The organism is Mesorhizobium subarcticum (genome assembly GCF_055456085.1).
The window spans coordinates 4057664-4076756 of the sequence record NZ_CM144237.1 but is presented as its reverse complement, the minus strand read 5'-3'; the positions used below and the strand labels follow the sequence as shown (position 1 = coordinate 4076756).

The following is a 19093-nucleotide window of genomic DNA, read 5'->3' as shown; positions in this document are numbered from 1 at the left end:
GCTCAGGTGTTGACGCCGAGCTCCACCAGCCGCTCGACGCAGGATTCCTCGGCCTGGTCGAGTTCGGCCAGCGTCTCCTCGAGGTCGCGACGCTTTTGCCTTAAATCCTCACGCTTTTCCTCGATGCGCTTGATCATCAGCTTGAGTTGACCGACCTCGCCGGGCGGTTCCTTGTACATCTGGATGATTTCGCGGATCTCGTTGATCGAGAAGCCGAGCCTCTTTCCCCGCATGATCTGCCGGATGAGATGGCGGTCGGACGGGCGAAACAGCCGCGTGCGGCCACGCCGCACCGGCTGCACCAGCCCCTCGTCCTCATAGAAACGCAGCGTCCGCGTCGACACGTCGAATTCGCGGGTCAGCTCGGTGATCGAATAATATTCCCGCATTGTCACTCCCGCACGCCGGAATTCAAGGCGATCGCCAATGCGGCGCGCCCTTCCGTCCCGAACCAAACCCGTGCCATGGCGGAATTGACATGGCACCCCCCGCAAGCCTCGCACGGCATTTACGTAAAAGTCAATCGAGGTGCTACCGCGCCTTCACGGCACGGCGAACCACCATGTGGCGAGACCGAGGAAGGCAAAGAAGCCGACGACATCGGTGACCGTGGTGACGAAGACAGCCGAAGCAACCGCCGGATCGATCTTGAACCGGTCGAGCAGCAGCGGGATCAGGATGCCGGCAAGTGCTGCCACGAACATGTTGATGATCATCGCCACCGCGATGATGCCGCCCAGATTGCGATCTTGGAACCAGGCCGCCGCGACGATGCCGATCAGGACAGCGAAGATGATGCCGTTGATGAAGCCGACGCCCATTTCGCGGCGGATGATGCGGCCGACATTGTAGATGTCGATATTCCTGGTCGCCAGCGCCCGCACGGTGACGGTCATGGTCTGCGAGCCGGCATTGCCGCCCATGCCGGCGACGATCGGCATCAGCACGGCAAGCGCCACGATGTGCTCGATCGTGCGGTCGAACAGGCTGATCACCGAAGCCGCCAGGAATGCCGTCAACAGATTGATCAGCAGCCAGGGAACGCGCGAGCGCGAGGTCGAAAAAATGCTGTCGGAAAGCTCTTCGTCGCCGACGCCGCCCATGCGCAGCAGATCCTCTTCGGCCTCCTGCTGGATGACGTCGACGACATCGTCGATGGTCAGCACGCCGACGAGCCGCTCATTCTCGTCGACGACGGCAGCGGAGAGAAGATCGTACTGTTCGAATTCGCGCGCCGCCTCTTCCTGGTCCATGGTGGCCGGAATGAGATGGCGCGTCTCGTGCATGACCTCTCCAACCTTGACCGTGCGCTTGGTGCGCAGGATCTGGTCAAGGTCGATCGCCCCGAGCAGCTTGAAGGTCGGATCGATGACGAAGATCTGGCTGAAGCGCTCAGGCAGGTTCTTGTCCTCGCGCATATAGTCGATGGTCTGGCCGATGGTCCAGAACGGCGGCACCGCGACGAACTCCGTCTGCATGCGCCGCCCGGCGGTCTCTTCGGGATAGTCAAGCGAACGGCGCAGCCTGATCCGTTCGGTGAACGGCAGCTGCGACAGGATCTCGTCCTGGTCTTCCTTTTCAAGGTCTTCGAGAATGTAGACCGCGTCGTCGGTATCGAGCTCCTGCACGCCCTGGGCGATCTGCGCGTTGGGCAGATGATCGACGATGTCGCGGCGGATCGCCTCGTCGACCTCGGTGAGCGCCGAAAAGTCGAAATCGGCGCCCAGAAGCTCGACCAGGGCGCGACGCTGTTCGGGATGTAGCGCCTCGATGAGATCGCCGAGTTCCGACTGGTGCAGATCGTCGACTTCGCGCTTCAGCGCCAGCGTGTCGCGATCGGCAATGGCCGCGCCGATCTGCGCCAGGAAGGACGACAGGAGCGCACCGTCCTCGCCATAGATGTCGGCGTGGGCGTCGTCAGCCGCCTTGGCGGAGGTCGTCTGCTTGTCCTCCACCAGCGCCTCCCGCCGTCAGAATTCCGAAAAGGTACCTGTCTGGTCTAGACCATGATCCCGAAAAGGGGAAACCGGTTTTGGGTCCGGTGCGCAAAACAGAAGAAAGATAGAGACAGGGGACGATTCGACTTCGCAGCCCGCCGCTACAACTCAATGGTTTCCCGAGCAAAAAGCGCCCTCACCCATCGGTGCCGGTTCCGCCGCCGCTGCGTTGCCTGACGATCCCGAAACGAGTCGATTTCGTCAAAAGATGATGCAACGCCAGCCTCAGGCGGCGCGACAGCTGATGTCGCTGGGGAAAGAGCACCCCTGCACGGTTGAGGCAGAATTGTCATGATGCAGGTCCAGGCAGTTGTTGGACCCGCCTAACCGTAAACCAGAACAGCCGGAAAGCCTTGAAGATCAGGTCGCAGACAGCGAACAAGGACATCGAGGAGCGGCGCGTTCGCGTGGTCGTCGCCGAACGCAATCCGCTCGTCATATCGGCTCTGCGCGAAATGCTGGAATGTGACGGGCGCTTCGAACTGCTGGCTTCGGTGCAAAGTGGCAGGCATTTCCTGGAACTGGCAATGGCGGGCGAATTCGACGTCGCCGTGATCGGCTGGAAGCTCGCCGACATGGATGGCGCGGACGTCCTGGCCGAGGTCCATAGCCGCAAGCTCAATGTGCGCATCGCGGTGTTTTCAAACGATCATGACATCGGCATCCTGAAACAGTGCGTGCGGCTTGGAGCCCAGGGTTACTGCTTCCAGTTCGACGACCCGTCGATCATCTTCGAGACGATCCTGGCGGTCGCGCACGGACGCATCTGCATCCCCTACATCGACATCAACAAGGTCAATGACACGCCCCTGGCGCTGCTCACGGTGCGCGAGCGCGAGTTGCTGGCGGTGCTTTCCGACGGCTGGACCAATCTGCAGATCGCGACGCGGACCGGCATTTCCGAGAACACGGTGAAGTACCATCTCAAGAATCTCTACGACAAGCTCGACGTCCGCAACCGGGCGATGGCCGTCGCGCTCTATTCGCGGGAGCGGCGTACCCAAAAGCAGCCTTTCGGGTAGGGCAACCGGGTAGGACTGCCCCACCCGCGCGCGGCGAGATGTTACCCGGCAAGGTGTTGTTGGCGTTAGCCGTCGAAACGAAACTCCCCACCACCGCTTTGCTGGATCAGGAGGAGTTCGCACCATGGCCGGTTTCACCCATCTTTTCATTCCCGGGCCGACCAACATCCCCGAACAAGTCCGGCAGGCGATGAACCTGCCTATGGAGGACATGCGCGCCGCATCCTTCCCCGATCTCACTTTGCCGCTGTTCGAAGACATCAAACGGGTCTTCAAGAACGAGACCGGCCGCGTCTTCATCTACCCGTCCTCCGGCACCGGCGCCTGGGAAGCGGCGATGACCAATGTGCTGAGCCCCGGCGACCGCGTGCTGATGTCGCGCTTCGGCCAGTTCTCGCATCTATGGGTCGACATGGCCGAGCGGCTTGGCTTCGAGGTCGATGTCATCGACTGCGAATGGGGTACCGGCGTCCCGCTCGAGCTCTACGCCGAGCGGCTGAAGGCCGACAAGGCGCACCGCATCAAGGCAATCTTCTGCACCCAGAACGAGACGGCGACCGGCGTGACCAGCGACGTCGCTGGCTGCCGCGCCGCACTCGACGACGCCAACCACCCTGCCCTGCTGTTCGTCGACGGCGTGTCGTCGATCGGCTCGATCGACTTCCGCCAGGAGGAATGGGGCGTCGACTGCGCTGTCAGCGGCTCGCAGAAGGGCTTCATGCTGCCCGCCGGCCTCGGCTTCCTCTCGGTCAGCAAAAAGGCGGTTGTCGCGTCGCGGAGTGCCAGCCACCGGCGCTGCTTCTTCTCCTTCGAGGATATGATCCGCGCCAACGATGCCGGCTATTTTCCTTATACGCCGGCTACACAGCTGTTGCGCGGCCTGCGCGCCTCGCTCGACCTGATCGCCGAGGAAGGACTGGAGAACATCTTCGCCCGCCACCATCGCCTCGCCGAAGGCGTGCGCAAGGCGGTCGATGCCTGGGGCCTGAAGCTGTGCGCCAAGGCGCCGAAGTGGCACTCCGATACGGTCAGCGCCATCCTGGTGCCTGATGGCATCGACAGCGGCGACGTCGTCAAGCGCGCCTACGGCACCTACCAGACATCGCTCGGCGGCGGCCTCAACAAGGTGTTCGGCAAGGTGTTCCGCATCGGCCATCTCGGCTGGCTGAACGAGGTGATGGTTCTGGCCTCGCTGTCGGCGGCCGAACTGGCGCTGCTCGATTGTGGCGTGCGGCTGGCGCCGGGCTCCGGCGTCGGCGCCGCCATCCAGCATTTCCGCGCTTCGGCCGCCGTGCCGGTCGCCGAAGCGGCCTGAGGGGGAGCCGACGATGAGCCACACCATCAACCATTTGAAAAAACTGAGGCTGCAGCGCAGCGAACTGGCGGTTCCAGGCTCCAGCCCGGAGATGATCGACAAGGCGGCCAACAGCGCCGCCGACTTCGTCTTCCTCGACATCGAGGACGCGGTCGCCCCACCCGACAAGGAACGCGCCCGCAAGAACATTATCCAGGCGCTGAACGACATCGACTGGCGCGCCAAGGGCAAGACCGTCTCGGTGCGCATCAACGGGCTGGACACCCATTACATGTACCGCGACGTGGTCGACGTGATGGAACAGGCCGGCGACCGGCTGGACACCATCCTCGTGCCGAAGGTCGGCGTGCCGGCCGATCTCTATATGGTCGAAGCCATGGTCAACCAGATCGAGATGGCCAAGGCTTTCAAGACCCGTGTCGGCCTGGAGGCGCTGATCGAGACCGCGCTCGGCATGGCCAATGTCGAGGCCATTGCCGCCACATCAGGACGGCTGGAAGCCATGCATTTCGGCGTCGCCGACTATGCCGCGAGCTGCAAGGCGCGCACTGTCAACATTGGCGGCCTCAACCCCGATTATCCCGGTGACCAGTGGCATTTCGCGCTGTCGCGCATGACCGTCGCCTGCCGCGCCTATGGTCTGCGCGCCATCGACGGGCCGTTCGGCGATTTCTCCGACCCGGAAGGCTACAAGGCAGCCGCAAGGCGCGCCGCGGCGCTTGGCATCGAAGGCAAATGGGCAATCCACCCCTCGCAGATTGCGCTCGCCAACGACGTGTTCTCGCCGCCGGAAAAGGAGGTCACCCGCGCCAGACGCATTCTCGAAGTGCTGAAGGAGGCCGAGGCGCAGGGCAAGGGAGCGGCCGCGCTCGACGGCAAGATGATCGACGCCGCGTCGGAGCGCATGGCGAGGAATGTCTTGGTGGTCAACGAGGCCATCGAACGCGCCGGCCAGCCGCACGCCACGCACTGACGGATTTTGGGAGGACAAAATGGACATCCACGAATATCAGGCCAAGGAACTGCTTGCCCGCCACGGCGTGCATGTGCCGCGCGGCGGACTGGCCTACAGCCCCGAGCAGGCGACTTACCGGGCGCGCGAGATCGGCGGCAGCAAATGGGTCTTGAAGGCGCAGGTGCACTCCGGCGCCCGTGGCAAGGCCGGCGGCATAAAACTGTGCGCCAATGACGAGGAGATCTCGAATGCCGCCGAAGCGATGCTCGGCCGCAAGCTGGTGACGCAGCAGACCGGTCCGCGCGGCAAGCTGATCTCCAGGCTCTATCTCGAGGAAGCCGTCGACATTGCGCAGGAGCTCTATGTCGGCTTCGTCCTCGACCGCAAGGAAGAGCGCGTGATGATCGTGGCGTCGGCCGCCGGCGGCATGGAAATCGAGGACATTGTCGAAAAGGCGCCCGATTCCATCCTGCGCACATCGGTCGATCCCGGCGTCGGCATGCAACGTTTCCAGGCACGCGAGATCGCCTTCGGGCTTGGCCTCGACCACAATCTGATCGGCAAGGCGACCGAAACCATCTTCAGCTGCTACCAGGTGTTCCGCGATTACGACGCCTCGATGCTGGAGATCAATCCGCTGGTGGTGACCCGCGACGGCAGCCTGATCGCGCTCGACGCCAAAATGTCGTTCGATGAGAACGCCCTGTTCCGCCGCCCGGAAATCTCCGAGCTGCGCGACAAGAGCCAGGAGGATCCGCGCGAAACCTTCGCTAGCGACAGAGGCCTCTCCTATGTCGGCCTCGACGGCAACATCGGCTGCATCATCAACGGCGCCGGGCTCGCCATGGCGACGATGGACATGATCAAGATCGCCGGCGGCGAGCCGGCCAATTTCCTCGACATTGGCGGCGGCGCGTCGCCCGAGCGGGTGGCGAAATCCTTCCGTGCCGTGCTCGGCGACAAGAATGTCGAGACTATCCTGGTCAACATCTTCGCCGGCATCAACCGCTGCGACTGGGTCGCCGAAGGCGTCATCAAGGCGATCCGCGAGGTCGGCGTCAACGTGCCGCTGGTGGTGCGACTGTCCGGCACCAAGGCCGAGGAAGGGCGCCGCATCCTGGCCGATTCCGGCGAGGCGGTGATCGTCGCCGACACGCTGGCCGAAGCCGCCGAAAAAGCCGTCGCCGCCTGGCGTGCGGCCACCAAGAAAAAAGCAGCCTGAGGGAGGTCGAAAAAATGGCAATCCTGCTCAATCGCAGCACCCGGGTCATCGTCCAGGGTTTTACCGGTAAGATCGGCAGCTTCCATGCCGAGGACATGAAACGTTATGGCACCAAGCTCGTCGGCGGCGTCACGCCCGGCAAGGGCGGCCAGAAGCATCTCGGCCTGCCCGTCTTCAACACGGTGAAGGGCGCGGTGCGCGAGACCCGCGCCGAGGCCAGCATCGTCTTCGTGCCGCCGCCCTTTGCTGCGGATTCGATCATGGAGGCGGCGGATGCGGGGATAAAGCTCTGCGTCTGCATCACCGACGGCATCCCCTCGCAGGACATGATGCAGGTCAAGCGCTACATGCTGCGCTATCGCTACGAAGACCGCATGCGGCTGATCGGCCCGAACTGCGCCGGCGTCATCACGCCCGGACAGGCGCTGATGGGCATCATGCCCGGCAGCATCTATCTGCCCGGCCGCGTCGGCATCGTCGGCCGCTCGGGCACGCTCGGCTACGAGGCCGCCTCGCAGATGAAGGCGCTCGGCATCGGCGTGTCGACCAGCGTCGGCATCGGCGGCGATCCGATCAACGGCTCCTCCTTCAAGGACATGCTGAAGCTGTTCGAGCAGGACGACGACACCGACGCCGTGGTGATGATCGGCGAGATCGGCGGGCCGCAGGAAGCCGAAGCCGCGATCTGGGCGCGCGACAACATGCGCAAGCCCCTGATCGCCTATATCGCCGGCCTTTCCGCTCCGAAAGGCCGCCGCATGGGCCACGCCGGCGCCATCATTTCGGCCTTCGGCGAGTCGGCACAGGAAAAGGTCGAGATCCTGAAGGAGGCCGGGGTGATCATCGTGCCGACGCCGTCGTCTTTTGGCGAGGTCGTGGCGGATACGTTGTCGCGGATGAAGAAGGCGGCGTGATTTCCGCGCCTCTCCACTCTGGAGGCCTCACATACGCCCGCGTGAGCCTTCCGGGTCATAGGAGAAGTCGGCGATCGGCGATCACCCTTGCCGGGCGCCGCTCGCCAGAACTGAAACCTCCAGCGCCGTGCCGGGCGCACCAAGCACCAGCGCCAATGCTATGTCATGGCCAAACCTACCGCCTGAAGCGTCATCATGCGTTTAGTGCGCATTCGCGTAACAAGGTTGTGATTTTCGCATCAAGATCGCGAGCGACGCTAAGAGCCTCCAAACTGCAATAAGGGAGCAGACAACTCTCCATTTTGTCGTAGGAGACATGCACGCCATCGGGACGTTCATCAACGAGGACTGTGACCGGAGCGTAAGATCCAGCATCCGGAACGTGCTTGACCATTTCTTTCATGATGAGTGGATTGCCCACCAGAAACCGCATGCTCTTGCGAGTCTCGGTTCCAGTTTCGCGGCGCAGAATGGCGCCCAGGTCGAATTCCGCGAAAAGCATGAGACCTGTGCGGCCAAGGCCGCTTTGCACAACGCGCTCCAATTCCGGAAAGGAGCTTGCAGCCCTCGTCGCCTTGAAAAATTCAACCATGTCAGGTTGCCCAACCGCTGACTTGAGCGCGGCCACAACGGCGTCAAATGGCTTGGAACACGTCAGGCTGAAACGCTCAACCTCGACTTTTGCGACTGTCATTTCTTTCTCCGCAACAGCTCTTGTGAATAAAGGCGCGGCCGATTGCGCCGGGATGAGGCAACGCCGGTTAAGCTTCCAGGAAGGTACGGACGTGGTTGGCAAACAATTCGTGATACTGAAACAGGGCGCCGTGGCCGGAATCGGGATAGAGGACCAGCTGGGCGTTGCTTAGAGCCTTGAACATTACGTAGGCGTTGTCCGCCGGCAGCATGGTGTCGTGGCTGCCGCTGACCACAAGGGCGGGCTGGTGGATGGCGCGCAGAATGGCGTGCTCGGGATCAGGTGTGGCGCACCAGGTAATTAGCGCCTTGGCCTGCGGATCTGTCACCGTGCTGCCGTTATCGGTATCCCTATCTTCCTTACGCACCGTCGCCCGCTTCAGAAACGCCAGGCCGGCCGACTGGCTGGCGGACGACTTCGTGAAGAACAGCGGAAGGCGGGGGTCAGGCGCTTCGGTTTGTGAGAACGCGTCCTGGAGCACCGTCAACAGATGTTCCTCTCCGCCTTTCGGAGCGGTGCCGACGAGGATTAACTTTCGGACCAAACGTCCGTGCTTGGCAGCGATCTGCTGGGCGACGCATCCGCCGAGAGAAAAGCCCAGAAGGTCGACTTCGGAGAGGTCGAGCAGATTAATAAAGGCGACGGCGTCTCGGGCCATCGCCTCGATACTGTCCGGCGTTTGTCCTGTCGAGCGGCCGACCCCGGCGTTGTCAAAAGCGATCACCGGGCGATCGGCGGCCAGGACATTCACGACGGCGGGGTCCCACGCGTCGATGTTGCCCGAGAAATGCTGCAGGAGAACCAGCGGCGTTCCGGTCGATGGGCCGAGGCGGCGATAGGCAAAGCGGATTCCGCTGCCTTCAATGTAACGTGTGCGCGCTGTTTCTAGCATGGCGTCGTCCTGTCGCGCGGTGTCGAACTCAGTCATGTCATCCTCCGGATGCTTGGCATAAAATAATTGAGTGAGAGTAGCTGGTGCGGTTCTGGCCAGGTCTGAACCGCTCGCGGTCAAGGCATTCCGTAGTCCGCCGAGAACACGCGGTGCTCCCGGCACGAAAGTGCCGGGAGCACCATCGTCACTTCACGAGTGCGGCCTTTTCTATCACCGTGGCGACTTCCTTAGCGTGGACGACCAGCGACGCATGGCTGCCGGCGACCTCCGTCGTCTGTGCCTTCATCCTGTTGGCGAAGATCTTTTGGACCTCGGGTGCGATGACCTTGTCCTTCGTGCTGATGACATAGAACGTCGGCTTGTCGTGCCAAGCTGCCGTGTCGACGGGAGCCTCGAACGCCGTGTGGTTTAACGGCAGCTGATGGTTTGCCAAGGATTCGGCGATCTCCCGAGGAAGGTCAGCCGCGACTGCCGAAGGAAATACTTTGGGATCGATGTAGAGATCGCCCTTTTCGTCGGGACGAATCGCCGCACCGCCTTCGGTTACCGGGCCGCTCTTTGCCAGAGTGGCTAGAGATTCTCCCACTTCGGGCGCGAATGCCGAGACATAGACGAGCGCCGAGACCTTCGGGTCGTTACCTGCCTGCGTGATGACAACGCCGCCCCAGGAGTGGCCAACGAGGACGGTCTTGCCGTTCTGTTTCGCGAGCGCCTGTTTGGTGGCATCGACGTCCGCTTCGAGGGAGGTGAGCGGGTTTTCGACGAGCGTTACGTTGTAGCCCTTCTTCGTGAGGATATCGGCAACCGGCTTCCAGCTCGTCTGGTCGACGAAAGCGCCATGGACGAGCACGATATTATGAGCCGCTCCCTTGGGCAGTTGAGCTGATTGGGCGGGGGCGCCAATTGTTGCTCCGGCCATGAGGACGGTGGCGACTGAGAGTAGAAGATTTCGCATTGGTTGCTCCTGTTGAGATGACGGACGACGCGGGTCCGAGGAAAGGCAGGCGTGTCGGCAACAGTCGCGGTTCTCCCATCTGCCGTTCGGGTGATGGTTGCCGCGCGCCCTGTTGGCTCGACTTGCGATCAATTAGTACGTGTAGCGGTTGGACGTTAGGCCTCAATCGTCCGAATATTGTGTCTGACCGTCCGCCGTATTAACATCGGGAAGATGGACATCCTCGCTGAAGTGCTCGATCGCGTTCGCCTTGGCGGAACCTTGCTGTTCCACTTCGAGCTCGGCCATCCCTGGAATCTCGCGTTGCCAAAGCGCCCCTACGCTCTGTTCCACTATCTCAGCCGTGGTTCGGCTACCCTCGCGCTCGAACAGGGACGAGAGCTCCACATGACCGAGGGCGACTTTGTTGTCGTCACGCGTGGCGAGCCCCATGTGATCTACTCGGATAGCCAGACGGAGCCGGTACCGATTGTCGACATCGATCGATTAGCCGGGCGTCTTGGCCTTGTTCGTCACGGAGGCGGCGAGCAGCCGCTCGCGACGATGATCTGCGGCAATTTCACCGTGGCGCGGCCCTCGCGCGGTAGCTTGTTGGAATTGCTTCCGCCCCTGCTTCTCCTGAAGCCGACGGAAGACGGAGGATGGCTCGAGGCGATTCTGCAACGCATGGTGAGCGAGGCGGCGTTCGAGCGTCCCGGACAAGGCGTCGCGCTCTCACGTCTGACTGAAGTGCTCTTCGTCGAGGTGTTGCGGAGCTGGATCAAGTCGCTCGGCCCCGGAGAAGGCGGCTGGCTAGGGGCGATGGCAGACCCGCACATAGGACCAGCCCTTCAGTTAATCCACGAACGACCGGATCGGCCTTGGACGCTTGGTGACCTCGGGCAAAGCGTGGGACTTGGTCGTTCGGCGTTTTCGGCTCGCTTCACCAAGCTCGTTGGCGAGTCCATGTACCGCTATCTGATCGCACGCCGGATGTCGGAGGCCGCGTTTCTGCTCGAAACAAGCGACGAAGGGATTGCACGGATTGCGACCCGTGTCGGCTACGAGACCGCGACCGCGTTTTCGAAGCTGTTCCATCGACATCATGGCCTATCGCCTGGCCGCTATCGAGCAGTTCGCCTGTCTGACGGTGGCCGAAGGCCAGGGGGCGTCTTGGAAGCAGAAGTCGCCGATTGACCTCCGCCCTTGTCGCCAGGCGGTGATCGACAACGACGTGGAGGGCACGGAAATCTGTACCCTTCCTAAGGCGGACAGTTCTGAAAATCTGGTGATGGCAGCGGAGCGGCTCCGGCAGGGAGTGCCCAGTTTTGTACCGAAATGGCGCGGTCGAGAAGAATCGACTTCCACGTATTGCCCCACAGCGACCTAAACGCCGCGCTTTGCCAGCTCCAAAAGGTTGCAACAGGCCGGCGGCTACTCGACCTCAAGATACGGCTGGACGTCGAGGCCTAATCTCTGTTTGGGCTTCGGATGGCGGCAATCACAATGCCTACGGATCGAGAGTTGGTGCGGTCGAGAAGACTCGATTTTCGAACGCGACCAGCGGAAGTTCACCATAACATATTGATTCAGAACGAAAAATTGACCCATTAACCGAACTGCAAATTAGGTCACCAAACCCCGCTTTTAGGTCACCTTTTAGGTCACTGTTTAGGTCACCTGACACGTACTTCTCTGCTCTCAACCCTGTGATCCCGCGCGGATCGGAAGGTTACTGCACCGAAGCCGCGACCAATATGTCAAGCACGGCCATGTGGGCGATTGCCCGCGCGCCGACGTTGGCCCCGATGACGTACCTGTCCAGAAGCAGGGTGATCTCCTTGTCAACGCGGGTGTTGATCATTCGCTCGCGAATCTTCTTGCGCACGTTAATTGGGCGGCGGTTGAACGGCATTGTAGACTCCTGTGGTTGGGAAGGCGGGGGTTAGAGAAGGGTTGAGTGCAGAAATTTAGCCGTTTCGCATCGCCGATCGGTGCATCGCGCCCAGCATCTGAGACTGAATTTGCTGCTTCGACTGCCGGAAAGAGTTGGCGTCCTTGACCCCGTTGAAGATGAAGTTATTCGTGGCTGCACCGCCGCGCGCGCGCCCCGCGCCCGTACCATGCATCGGTTCCCGGTTGTCGTTGTTCATCTCAACCGGAATCTTCCGACCGCGAGACAGCGGGATCACTGCTTCATTATCGTGCAAAACCGCAGGCATGCCACCGCCAGAGGTGTTTGCAGTACCCTCACGAAAATGTGGTGCGCTAGCCCATGCAGAGATCGGCAGCGCAGCCCGAGCAACCGGGGAATTGGCGTAGCCGCCTTCGGAGAACAACCCGCCAAGCAGCCCGCCTCCCATGCCGCCGCCCGAGAGCAGCGAAGAAGCAAGCTGCATGATCATGCCACCGAACTGACCAAGGCCGGGGATCGCCGACGCCAACGGGCCAAGCAACTGAGAGATGCCCGAGCCGAAGCCGCCGACGCCTGCCGTGGCCGTCTGTGCCGTCTGGCCGGCCGTAGCCGCCGACTGGCCAGCGGAGGCCAGCGCCTGCCCTGCCGTCTGGAAATTTGGAGCGGCCGTGGTTGCCATTGCTCCCGCCGACGCGACGTTAGTGCCTGCCAAGGTGGATGCCGTGGCGAGGTTCTGATTGGCCGCGCGGAACTGGTCGAGCGGCGCGCTTGCCGCCTGTGCCACCTGCCCGATGCTGGACATCTTGGCGTTCAGCGCGTCGATCGAGTTGGTCGTCGTCGGATCGATGCCGGCTGGAATCGTCTGCTTAGGACGGCCAACCCCGAAGTCAGCATTCGGCCCGGAGATCAGAGTTTCCCTGCCAGCGCGGAAGCCTTCGACGGACTCCTGTTTCATCATCAAGGCGCGGCGCTGCTGCTCGGTCATGGTCGACATGATCGTGTCCTTCGACACGCCAGCGGCAGCGGCAAGCTGATCCGTGTAACTCTTGGTGTTGTTTTCGAACGGCGGGGCGTATCGCTTGATCGCCTGCTCCAAGGTCTTGTCCTTGTACGCAGGAGAATTGAAAAGAAGGTTCTCACGAGCCTGACGACCATGCTCCAATGTGTCGAACGCGGCGAAGCGTCCACCGCCCGGCAGATAGCCCGGCTGCGATGCGGTATACCGGCCAGCCTCCAGATTCCCCGGATTCTGGTTTCGCCACGCGAATGTACCGGTGCGCTTGACGATCGAACCGTCAGAGTTCTGGAACGAGGTGAAACCAGCGCCAGCGGCAATGACCTTCTGGAAGCCAGTGCCCATGGCCTCACCTGCCTTGGTCATGGCAGCGGCCGGTGCGATCGTCCCCCGCAAGCCAAGATCACCCATTGCGCCAAAACTACCGCGAAGCCCCATACCGGCCGGCGAAGTCTCGAAAGCGGCCTTGTTGGCGGCTTCCTGTGCCGCTCGTGCAGCAAGGGAGTTCTGAGTCTGCGCAGCACTAGCCGCAATGGTGGCGTCAAGGCTCGGGCGAGCCGTGGGAGCCGCAACGCTAGTGCCAGGAATGTCAGCGAGAGGCGAGCGGGTAACCTTGTCCAGCGGGCCAAGGCCTGCGCTGGTCGCGCCGAGACCGTCGATCGTCAGACCGTTGGTGTACACGCTGGTCATCTGCGTGGTGATCGTCTTGCCGATCTCACTGAGGTTAGCCAGAGCGCTCTCAGCCTGAGACTGGCCATTCTTAGCGCCGTCCATGCCGATCGATCCGAACATGTCTTTGAGCATGCTATCAAGGCTGATCTTGACGAACGACGCGAGGATCGAGCGCGCCAGTCCGGCGAAGTCGGCATTGGCACCCGTCACGAAGTTAGCGATCTGGTCAGACAAACCGCCAATGCCGTCCGAAATTGCATTCTGGATATTTTCGTTGAAGTCGCCAACCTTGGCGGACCAGCGCTCGATGCCGTTTCCGACCTCCCCATTCATCTTGGCGAGTCCGACCTGATAATCTGTCAGTGCCTTGGCCTGTGCATTGGTTAGGTCGATGCCCTGCTTAAGCAGGTCGTTACGCGCGGCTACGGCGGCGTTGACGGCCTTCTCATAGCCAGTGCGCGCCGAAGCGGCGTTGAGTTCCTGTTGGTAATCGCGGACCAGAGCGCCAACCGGATTGCGCTTGTCGAGCGACTGGGCGTCCAACACCTTCTTGTACGGCGTTGCGTCGATGCCCTTCTTCGCGGCGATGGCGTCCAAAAGAGCGAGCTGTTTCTTGAACTCGTCGTTTGCCTTTCCGATGCCGTTGACCTGATCCCAGACCTTCTGCTGTTCATCGGTCAGGGCAGAGAGCTTCGCGGCCGAATTGGCAGCCTCACGCGCTGCATTGGCCGTGAGCAGGTTTTCGTTGAGCAGGCTGGCATCCTGAATGGCCTTGGCGTAGTCATCGGTCTGCCGCATCGCCGAAGCGAACGCTTTCTCCACGCCATCACTGAGCCCCGCGCCAAAGCCTACGAGCTTATCTGACAGGGCTTGGAAAACGGACCCAACGCCGTCGATGAGAGCCTTAGTGGCGCGGCTGTTATTGAACACGGCATCAAGACCAGCCGCAAACAAAGTGATCGCGGCAACCCCCAACATGATTTTTCCGGTCAGCGAACCGAAAGCCTTCCCGATGTCAGCAATGGCGCTGAACGCCTTGCCCGTGGCAAGGAATACCAAGGCCGTCTTCAAGGCACCGAACGCACCGGCAGCGCCGTTTGCCAGCGGTGCCAAGAGCCCGAGCGGAAGAAGGAGCAGACGGAACGCGCCGGCAGCGGCGGCTACCACCGCGTAGCCGGCAAATGCTTTGAAGAACATCGAAACGGTCGCGGTATTGTCAGACAGGATGCGAACCGTGGCACCGATGACTCGGAAAGCCTGCCCGAGATAATTGCCAACATCGGCGGCGAACTTCTTTACCGGATCGCTGTTCATCGCGTCGGCCAACTGCCGGGCGAGCGCGCCAAGGCCTGCATTGAAACCCGAATTGAAGACGATCTTTTGGAGGTTAGTCCAAGCGTTTTGGAAGCCCACAATCTGAGCCTGAGACGAGTTCATAGCCGATGCTACGGCGGGTCCGAACTGGCTCTGGAGGCGATCGGCCATCTTGATCAGGGCATCGCTGCCCACGGCTCCAGCCTGCATAAGCTTTTGCAATTTAGCCGTGCTGACTCCAAGGCTGTCAGCAAGAATCTGTGTCGCTCCGGGGAGAGCTTCCGCCAACTGCTGGCGCAATTCCTCTGCGCTGATCTTGCCTTTCGACATCATCTGGGTAAGCGCCAGAAAGCCGTTCTTCTGCTGTTCGGTGCCGACACCCATGGCTGCGAAAGCGGTGGAAAAGCCTTCAAAAACCTTTTGAGTGTCAGCGACTGAGACGCCGGAAAGACGTGCCGCCGTTGCGAACTGGCCATAGCTGGAGGCGACCGCGTCAAGGGACACGGGCATGCGCTGAGTCAGGTTTTGAAGGAAACCCATCTGCGCTTTGACTTCGTCAGACGACGACGCCACGGAACCGAGCGTGCGCTCCAGATTCATGAACGCGGAACCGGTCTGATAGACTCCGCGCGCAAGGGCAACAGCAGAGATGCCAGCCAAGGCGCTGCGCAATAGATTAGCCATCGACGAGGTCGACGCCATCTGATCGGACAGGCCTTTCAGGGAAGACGTTGTTTTGGAGAAGTTGGGAAGAGAGCCGCGACCGACTTTGAGGCTAAGGCCATTCAGGCGCTGGAGCGCAGCAGCGGCGGCATTTACGTGGGACGGGTTGACAGTATTCAGGCTGGCAGAAATTGCGGCCAAGTTGCGTGCGGCAGCGGCCGGAGGCGACTTGAATCCGACCATCGCGGCCTTCAGCATCTGAAGCTGAGTTACAACTCGGCCGTCGATTTTTACCTGCGAAAGCGCTGCCATTGCCAGCGGCACCTTCTTTAGAGCGTCCGCGTTGAAGCGGAAGCTCGCGAGCGTGCGCTGGAGCATCTGAAGGTTGTTAACGAGGGTCTTCGAAAGCTTGACCCGGTTCAAGACTTCGATCGCCTGCGCGGTTCCGCGCAGCGAACGGCTAAGGCTGCCGGAGTCAAGGGAGGTAAGTTTCTTGAGGCTGTCGAACGTCGAACGGGAACGCTGGTCGAACGCCTTAAGCGCCTTCATCGAGTCCGTAAGCGAGCCGGTGAACTGCTTGACGCCCTTCTCGGCTGCGGAGCCGTCGACGGCAATCTTAATCTGATACTGGTCTGCCATTGCGGCGTGCTCCTACGCGATTATCGCGCGGCTTGAGTCAAGGGCGTCGGGGTTTTGGAGAAAGGGGCCGATCGGCGTGTCGGGCGCGCGATCGGTAAAGGTCAGCCCCGGCCGTCTAGCAGTCGGAGTGCAGCGACATGGTCGCGTTCAGCCTTGGCCAGCATGTTGGCCAACCGGGCGTGATCGAGGCTACCGGCCGGAAGGTTCTCGACTTGAAATCGAAGCCGACGAATCTCTATTTCGATGAGAGCGGCTAAGCTACTCAGTCCCATGGAAAGGCACCTGCCGTTTTTGCGGCACGCTCGCGTTCAAGTACGCGGATCGAGTCCACAAGACTCGCCCTTTGGGCCGGGTCGCGCGATTTTTCGAAGCTGGAATGCAGCACTCGAAGCCGCGACTCGATATAGGCGAGTTCACGCTCGGATCGTTCGTCCAGCAAAGTCACTTCGCTGCCTCCAGCGGCAGTTCGGACAGTTCACGCCGCAACTGTTTAATCACCGTCGACAGGTTGGCGCGGACATAGGGATCGCGGGTCGTGTCAAATCTGAATTGCAGAGCTTCGATGCGTCTTTCGAGCCCAGAACGGATGGAGGTCAGCATTGATGTTTTCTCTCGAAAAAGCCCGCCAGCGCTCGCTGCCCGTGAGTGTCGAAGCGCTGGCGGGGATCGCCTCGGAGAGGCGTTTTCGGCGGGGCCTGAAACCGCCGAAATTCGGGATAGTTAAATGAGGTAAGGGCTAACCAGATCGGACGCGCGAACGATTTCGTGGCGAGACCCCCGAAGTTCGGGCGATACGCCGGCCGCCGCTTCTTTGCGATCCTGCAAAACAGTGTCCCAAGCGTAGGCAATCGTGAGGCGCTGGGTCGGGCTGTTCGGATAGGCAGCATTGAGCTTTTCATGGTCGAGGTTTCGAGGGCCGGCGCTGGCGTGCGAGGCTCCCGCAGCGGTTTCGGTCGGAGTTCCCATGCGGTTGAAGATTTCCCGCTGGATATCGTCGAGGCCATCGACCGACCCGCCGCCCGCACCCGCCGCAAGATACAGCCGCTGGCCTTCGGTCAAAGTCGGTTCAGTATGCTCCGGCGCAGCGTCGGGCTCATCATGAAGATTGGCCCAATTGAGTCGAAGCATGGGGTCGAGCAGTTCCGAAGGGTGCTTCACGTTGTGCTGACGAAGGAAGTCGGCCTGTGCCTGATTCATGACGATTACGCCTCTGCCTTCGCGTTGAAGGTAGTCGGCTGGCGCAAGCGGGCGCGATCGGCCGAAATGGCAACAAGGGCTGCGTCGGCGCTGACCCACGAAGCACCGTAGAGGCGAACCTGTTCTTCTGCGTTCTGGTAGTCGAGATGGTCCACGATAGTGCCATCGGGTCGTTTGATTGCGAAGGCTGTCATTCTGAGTTTTCTTTTTGAAGTTCAAGTGTGGCCCGCCGTTGGATTACCGACAGGCGAATTAGTTCCGAAACCGTGCGGCCTGTTCGCTCTTGCTCTCCGCAGAGAAAGGCGAATAGTTCATCCGAGAGCGATGTACTTACGCGAGGCATCGCTCAATCTCGCTGCGAACCTCATCGGCGCGCATTTCAGCATCAAGAATCGCCCGAATCTCCGACGATACGGAGGTCTCATTGGCGCGTGCGCGCCGTTGCAGCCAGTCGACCTGCTTAAGGGAGACGTAGGATGACAGTTGTGTGCCCTGCTTGATGCGCATTTCGGATGTCCAATCTGCGCTCTTCTTAACATAGGAATCCGTTCCTAGTCAATATAACGGGCGGCTCACTCTGACATAACATACTGAAATCATTATATAATTTAGTTAGGAACGTTTGGCCAGCAATGGCTCTGCACTCATCTCTAGCACCCGGAATGCGGGGCAGCGGCTGGAATACTGGGCTGGCTTGCCCCGATGGAATGACTTGTTGGGGATGAGTGCAGATTAGGTAACCCTTTGAAAAAGTTCAGACTCTATAGTTTTACACCGTACGTCACAACTATGGCGGGTATACAATACCCCGTTTGGGTCCACGGTTGTATTGCTGGTGGGAACATCGAAGGGGGGTGGGGCATGCCGAACGGGCGCGCCTTCAGAACTCAACCGCGAGGCCTGCTCTATCTAATAACGTGACGCGCATCGTCACGCGCTGCCCCGCAAATAGAGAAGGCCCGGCGACATGGCCGGGCCTTCTGCACTCAACCCCAATCGATCGGCTGGCTACGCGGCGCGCCTCAGTATCCGCGCCACGGTCACGTCGTTCCACTTGCCGCCGCGCGCAGTCGGTATGTTCATCGTGGTCATAGCTTCCGCGATCTCTGCCAGCGTTTTGCCTGCACCGCGCATCGGTCCAATGACGGTGATGCACTTGACCGCAAAGGCGTCGGCAACAGCCTTCAACGCTTCGTTGCGCTGCTCGGTCTTCGGGCGGACGCCGCCTAGCTTCGTACCGCGTGCCTTGGCAGCGCCAAGGGCTGCGATCGTGCGACGGGAAATGAACTCACGTTCCTGCTCTGCCAAGGCCGCATAGATATGCAGTTGAAAGGCATCCGCATGGGGCATGGATGCAACGCGAAACCGTGCGCGCTTGTCTTCCAAGAGCTTCGCAATGAAGCTCACGCGGCGCGACAGGCGGTCCAGTTTGGCCACCAATAGTTCGCAGTCGGGAGTGCTGCGGACCAGCGCCAGCGCCTTTGCAAGCTCTGGGCGGTCATCATCGGCACCGGACTGAACTTCGGTGAACGAGGCGATCAGTTCGGGATCATTCGCATAGGTCGACAGGAAGATGTCGATGTCGCGTTGCTGGGCTTCGATACCAAGGCCGGACTTACCCTGACTTCTGGCGCGAGACGCGAAGGTAAACCACAAACTTTGTCATGACCGACTTACTCCGAACTCTGATCCGGAGAATAGCACGGAATCTGCAAATGGCAACGGCCGTTGTG

19 protein-coding genes are annotated in these 19093 nt (G+C 61.1%); 6 read left to right on the top strand and 13 right to left on the bottom strand.

Annotated elements, in window-relative coordinates:
* Positions 1-2: 2 nt before the first annotated feature.
* Both ACZYHG_RS19900 and mgtE read right to left on the bottom strand, forming a co-directional pair.
* The gene (locus ACZYHG_RS19900; protein WP_006203215.1) at positions 3-389 is read right to left on the bottom strand and encodes a MerR family transcriptional regulator; all 387 of its coding nucleotides are present in this window, start codon (positions 387-389) and stop codon (positions 3-5) included.
* Between the two features lie 153 nt (positions 390-542).
* Entirely contained in the window at positions 543-1955 is a 1413-nt protein-coding gene (mgtE, locus tag ACZYHG_RS19895; RefSeq protein WP_464610022.1) for a magnesium transporter, read from the bottom strand.
* A gap of 395 nt (positions 1956-2350) precedes the next feature.
* Here mgtE and ACZYHG_RS19890 point away from each other — a divergent pair, with 395 nt between their 5' ends.
* The 5 genes from ACZYHG_RS19890 to sucD all read left to right on the top strand — a co-directional run bounded on the left by ACZYHG_RS19890 (position 2351) and on the right by sucD (position 7425).
* On the top strand, positions 2351-3019 hold the full coding sequence (locus ACZYHG_RS19890) for a LuxR C-terminal-related transcriptional regulator (RefSeq protein WP_464610021.1): 669 nt from the start codon (positions 2351-2353) through the stop codon (positions 3017-3019).
* Positions 3020-3143: 124 nt separating this feature from the next.
* On the top strand, positions 3144-4334 hold the full coding sequence (locus ACZYHG_RS19885) for an aminotransferase class V-fold PLP-dependent enzyme (protein WP_464610020.1): 1191 nt from the start codon (positions 3144-3146) through the stop codon (positions 4332-4334).
* A 13-nt stretch (positions 4335-4347) separates the two neighbouring features.
* On the top strand, positions 4348-5307 hold the full coding sequence (locus ACZYHG_RS19880) for an HpcH/HpaI aldolase/citrate lyase family protein (RefSeq protein WP_464610019.1): 960 nt from the start codon (positions 4348-4350) through the stop codon (positions 5305-5307).
* Between the two features lie 19 nt (positions 5308-5326).
* Positions 5327-6511, top strand: coding sequence for a malate--CoA ligase subunit beta (locus ACZYHG_RS19875; protein ID WP_464610018.1), 1185 nt, complete (start codon positions 5327-5329; stop codon positions 6509-6511).
* A 14-nt stretch (positions 6512-6525) separates the two neighbouring features.
* On the top strand, positions 6526-7425 hold the full coding sequence (sucD, locus tag ACZYHG_RS19870) for a succinate--CoA ligase subunit alpha (RefSeq protein ID WP_464610017.1): 900 nt from the start codon (positions 6526-6528) through the stop codon (positions 7423-7425).
* Positions 7426-7618: 193 nt separating this feature from the next.
* Here sucD and ACZYHG_RS19865 read toward each other — a convergent pair whose 3' ends face one another.
* The 3 genes from ACZYHG_RS19865 to ACZYHG_RS19855 form a co-directional block, all read right to left on the bottom strand.
* Positions 7619-8119 (bottom strand): DUF302 domain-containing protein, encoded by a 501-nt coding sequence (locus ACZYHG_RS19865; protein ID WP_464610016.1) that lies wholly within the window; start codon positions 8117-8119, stop codon positions 7619-7621.
* A 67-nt stretch (positions 8120-8186) separates the two neighbouring features.
* On the bottom strand, positions 8187-9047 hold the full coding sequence (locus tag ACZYHG_RS19860; RefSeq protein ID WP_464610015.1) for an alpha/beta fold hydrolase: 861 nt from the start codon (positions 9045-9047) through the stop codon (positions 8187-8189).
* Between the two features lie 148 nt (positions 9048-9195).
* Positions 9196-9966, bottom strand: a complete 771-nt coding sequence (locus tag ACZYHG_RS19855) for an alpha/beta fold hydrolase (RefSeq protein WP_464610014.1) — start codon at positions 9964-9966, stop codon at positions 9196-9198.
* 213 nt (positions 9967-10179) lie between these two features.
* On the opposite strand from ACZYHG_RS19855, the gene ACZYHG_RS19850 reads away from it, so the two are divergent.
* Positions 10180-11142 carry a cupin domain-containing protein gene (locus ACZYHG_RS19850; protein WP_464610013.1) on the top strand — a complete coding sequence of 321 codons (963 nt, stop codon included), beginning with the start codon at positions 10180-10182 and terminating at the stop codon, positions 11140-11142.
* Positions 11143-11677: 535 nt separating this feature from the next.
* On the opposite strand, the gene ACZYHG_RS19845 is transcribed toward ACZYHG_RS19850, so the two are convergent.
* The 8 genes from ACZYHG_RS19845 to ACZYHG_RS19810 all read right to left on the bottom strand — a co-directional run bounded on the left by ACZYHG_RS19845 (position 11678) and on the right by ACZYHG_RS19810 (position 19016).
* Complete coding sequence (locus ACZYHG_RS19845) at positions 11678-11860, bottom strand: hypothetical protein (protein ID WP_464610012.1); 183 nt, start codon at positions 11858-11860, stop codon at positions 11678-11680.
* A gap of 55 nt (positions 11861-11915) precedes the next feature.
* On the bottom strand, positions 11916-16163 hold the full coding sequence (locus tag ACZYHG_RS19840; RefSeq protein WP_464610011.1) for a tape measure protein: 4248 nt from the start codon (positions 16161-16163) through the stop codon (positions 11916-11918).
* A gap of 262 nt (positions 16164-16425) precedes the next feature.
* Entirely contained in the window at positions 16426-16608 is a 183-nt protein-coding gene (locus ACZYHG_RS19835) for a hypothetical protein (protein ID WP_464610010.1), read from the bottom strand.
* The gene (locus ACZYHG_RS19830; protein WP_464610009.1) at positions 16605-16763 is read right to left on the bottom strand and encodes a hypothetical protein; all 159 of its coding nucleotides are present in this window, start codon (positions 16761-16763) and stop codon (positions 16605-16607) included. The genes ACZYHG_RS19835 and ACZYHG_RS19830 overlap by 4 nt, the downstream gene beginning before the upstream one ends.
* A 120-nt stretch (positions 16764-16883) precedes the next feature.
* On the bottom strand, positions 16884-17360 hold the full coding sequence (locus ACZYHG_RS19825) for a hypothetical protein (RefSeq protein ID WP_464610008.1): 477 nt from the start codon (positions 17358-17360) through the stop codon (positions 16884-16886).
* A gap of 5 nt (positions 17361-17365) precedes the next feature.
* Positions 17366-17554 (bottom strand): hypothetical protein, encoded by a 189-nt coding sequence (locus tag ACZYHG_RS19820; RefSeq protein ID WP_464610007.1) that lies wholly within the window; start codon positions 17552-17554, stop codon positions 17366-17368.
* A gap of 136 nt (positions 17555-17690) precedes the next feature.
* Positions 17691-17867: a hypothetical protein gene (locus tag ACZYHG_RS19815; protein WP_464610006.1), complete on the bottom strand. Its 177-nt coding sequence runs from the start codon at positions 17865-17867 to the stop codon at positions 17691-17693.
* Positions 17868-18368: 501 nt separating this feature from the next.
* Complete coding sequence (locus tag ACZYHG_RS19810; protein ID WP_464610005.1) at positions 18369-19016, bottom strand: recombinase family protein; 648 nt, start codon at positions 19014-19016, stop codon at positions 18369-18371.
* Positions 19017-19093: the final 77 nt, after the last annotated feature.

What these genes read in the sequence shown, in the direction of transcription:
- ACZYHG_RS19900 (WP_006203215.1), bottom strand. Translation starts at nt 389, where the DNA reads ATGCGGGAATATTATTCGATCACCGAGCTGACCCGCGAATTCGACGTG.
- ACZYHG_RS19885 (WP_464610020.1), top strand. Translation starts at nt 3,144, where the DNA reads ATGGCCGGTTTCACCCATCTTTTCATTCCCGGGCCGACCAACATCCCC.
- ACZYHG_RS19880 (WP_464610019.1), top strand. Translation starts at nt 4,348, where the DNA reads ATGAGCCACACCATCAACCATTTGAAAAAACTGAGGCTGCAGCGCAGC.
- ACZYHG_RS19875 (WP_464610018.1), top strand. Translation starts at nt 5,327, where the DNA reads ATGGACATCCACGAATATCAGGCCAAGGAACTGCTTGCCCGCCACGGC.
- sucD (WP_464610017.1), top strand. Translation starts at nt 6,526, where the DNA reads ATGGCAATCCTGCTCAATCGCAGCACCCGGGTCATCGTCCAGGGTTTT.
- ACZYHG_RS19865 (WP_464610016.1), bottom strand. Translation starts at nt 8,119, where the DNA reads ATGACAGTCGCAAAAGTCGAGGTTGAGCGTTTCAGCCTGACGTGTTCC.
- ACZYHG_RS19860 (WP_464610015.1), bottom strand. Translation starts at nt 9,047, where the DNA reads ATGACTGAGTTCGACACCGCGCGACAGGACGACGCCATGCTAGAAACA.
- ACZYHG_RS19855 (WP_464610014.1), bottom strand. Translation starts at nt 9,966, where the DNA reads ATGCGAAATCTTCTACTCTCAGTCGCCACCGTCCTCATGGCCGGAGCA.
- ACZYHG_RS19850 (WP_464610013.1), top strand. Translation starts at nt 10,180, where the DNA reads ATGGACATCCTCGCTGAAGTGCTCGATCGCGTTCGCCTTGGCGGAACC.
- ACZYHG_RS19845 (WP_464610012.1), bottom strand. Translation starts at nt 11,860, where the DNA reads ATGCCGTTCAACCGCCGCCCAATTAACGTGCGCAAGAAGATTCGCGAG.
- ACZYHG_RS19840 (WP_464610011.1), bottom strand. Translation starts at nt 16,163, where the DNA reads ATGGCAGACCAGTATCAGATTAAGATTGCCGTCGACGGCTCCGCAGCC.
- ACZYHG_RS19830 (WP_464610009.1), bottom strand. Translation starts at nt 16,763, where the DNA reads ATGCTGACCTCCATCCGTTCTGGGCTCGAAAGACGCATCGAAGCTCTG.
- ACZYHG_RS19825 (WP_464610008.1), bottom strand. Translation starts at nt 17,360, where the DNA reads ATGAATCAGGCACAGGCCGACTTCCTTCGTCAGCACAACGTGAAGCAC.
- ACZYHG_RS19820 (WP_464610007.1), bottom strand. Translation starts at nt 17,554, where the DNA reads ATGACAGCCTTCGCAATCAAACGACCCGATGGCACTATCGTGGACCAT.
- ACZYHG_RS19815 (WP_464610006.1), bottom strand. Translation starts at nt 17,867, where the DNA reads ATGCGCATCAAGCAGGGCACACAACTGTCATCCTACGTCTCCCTTAAG.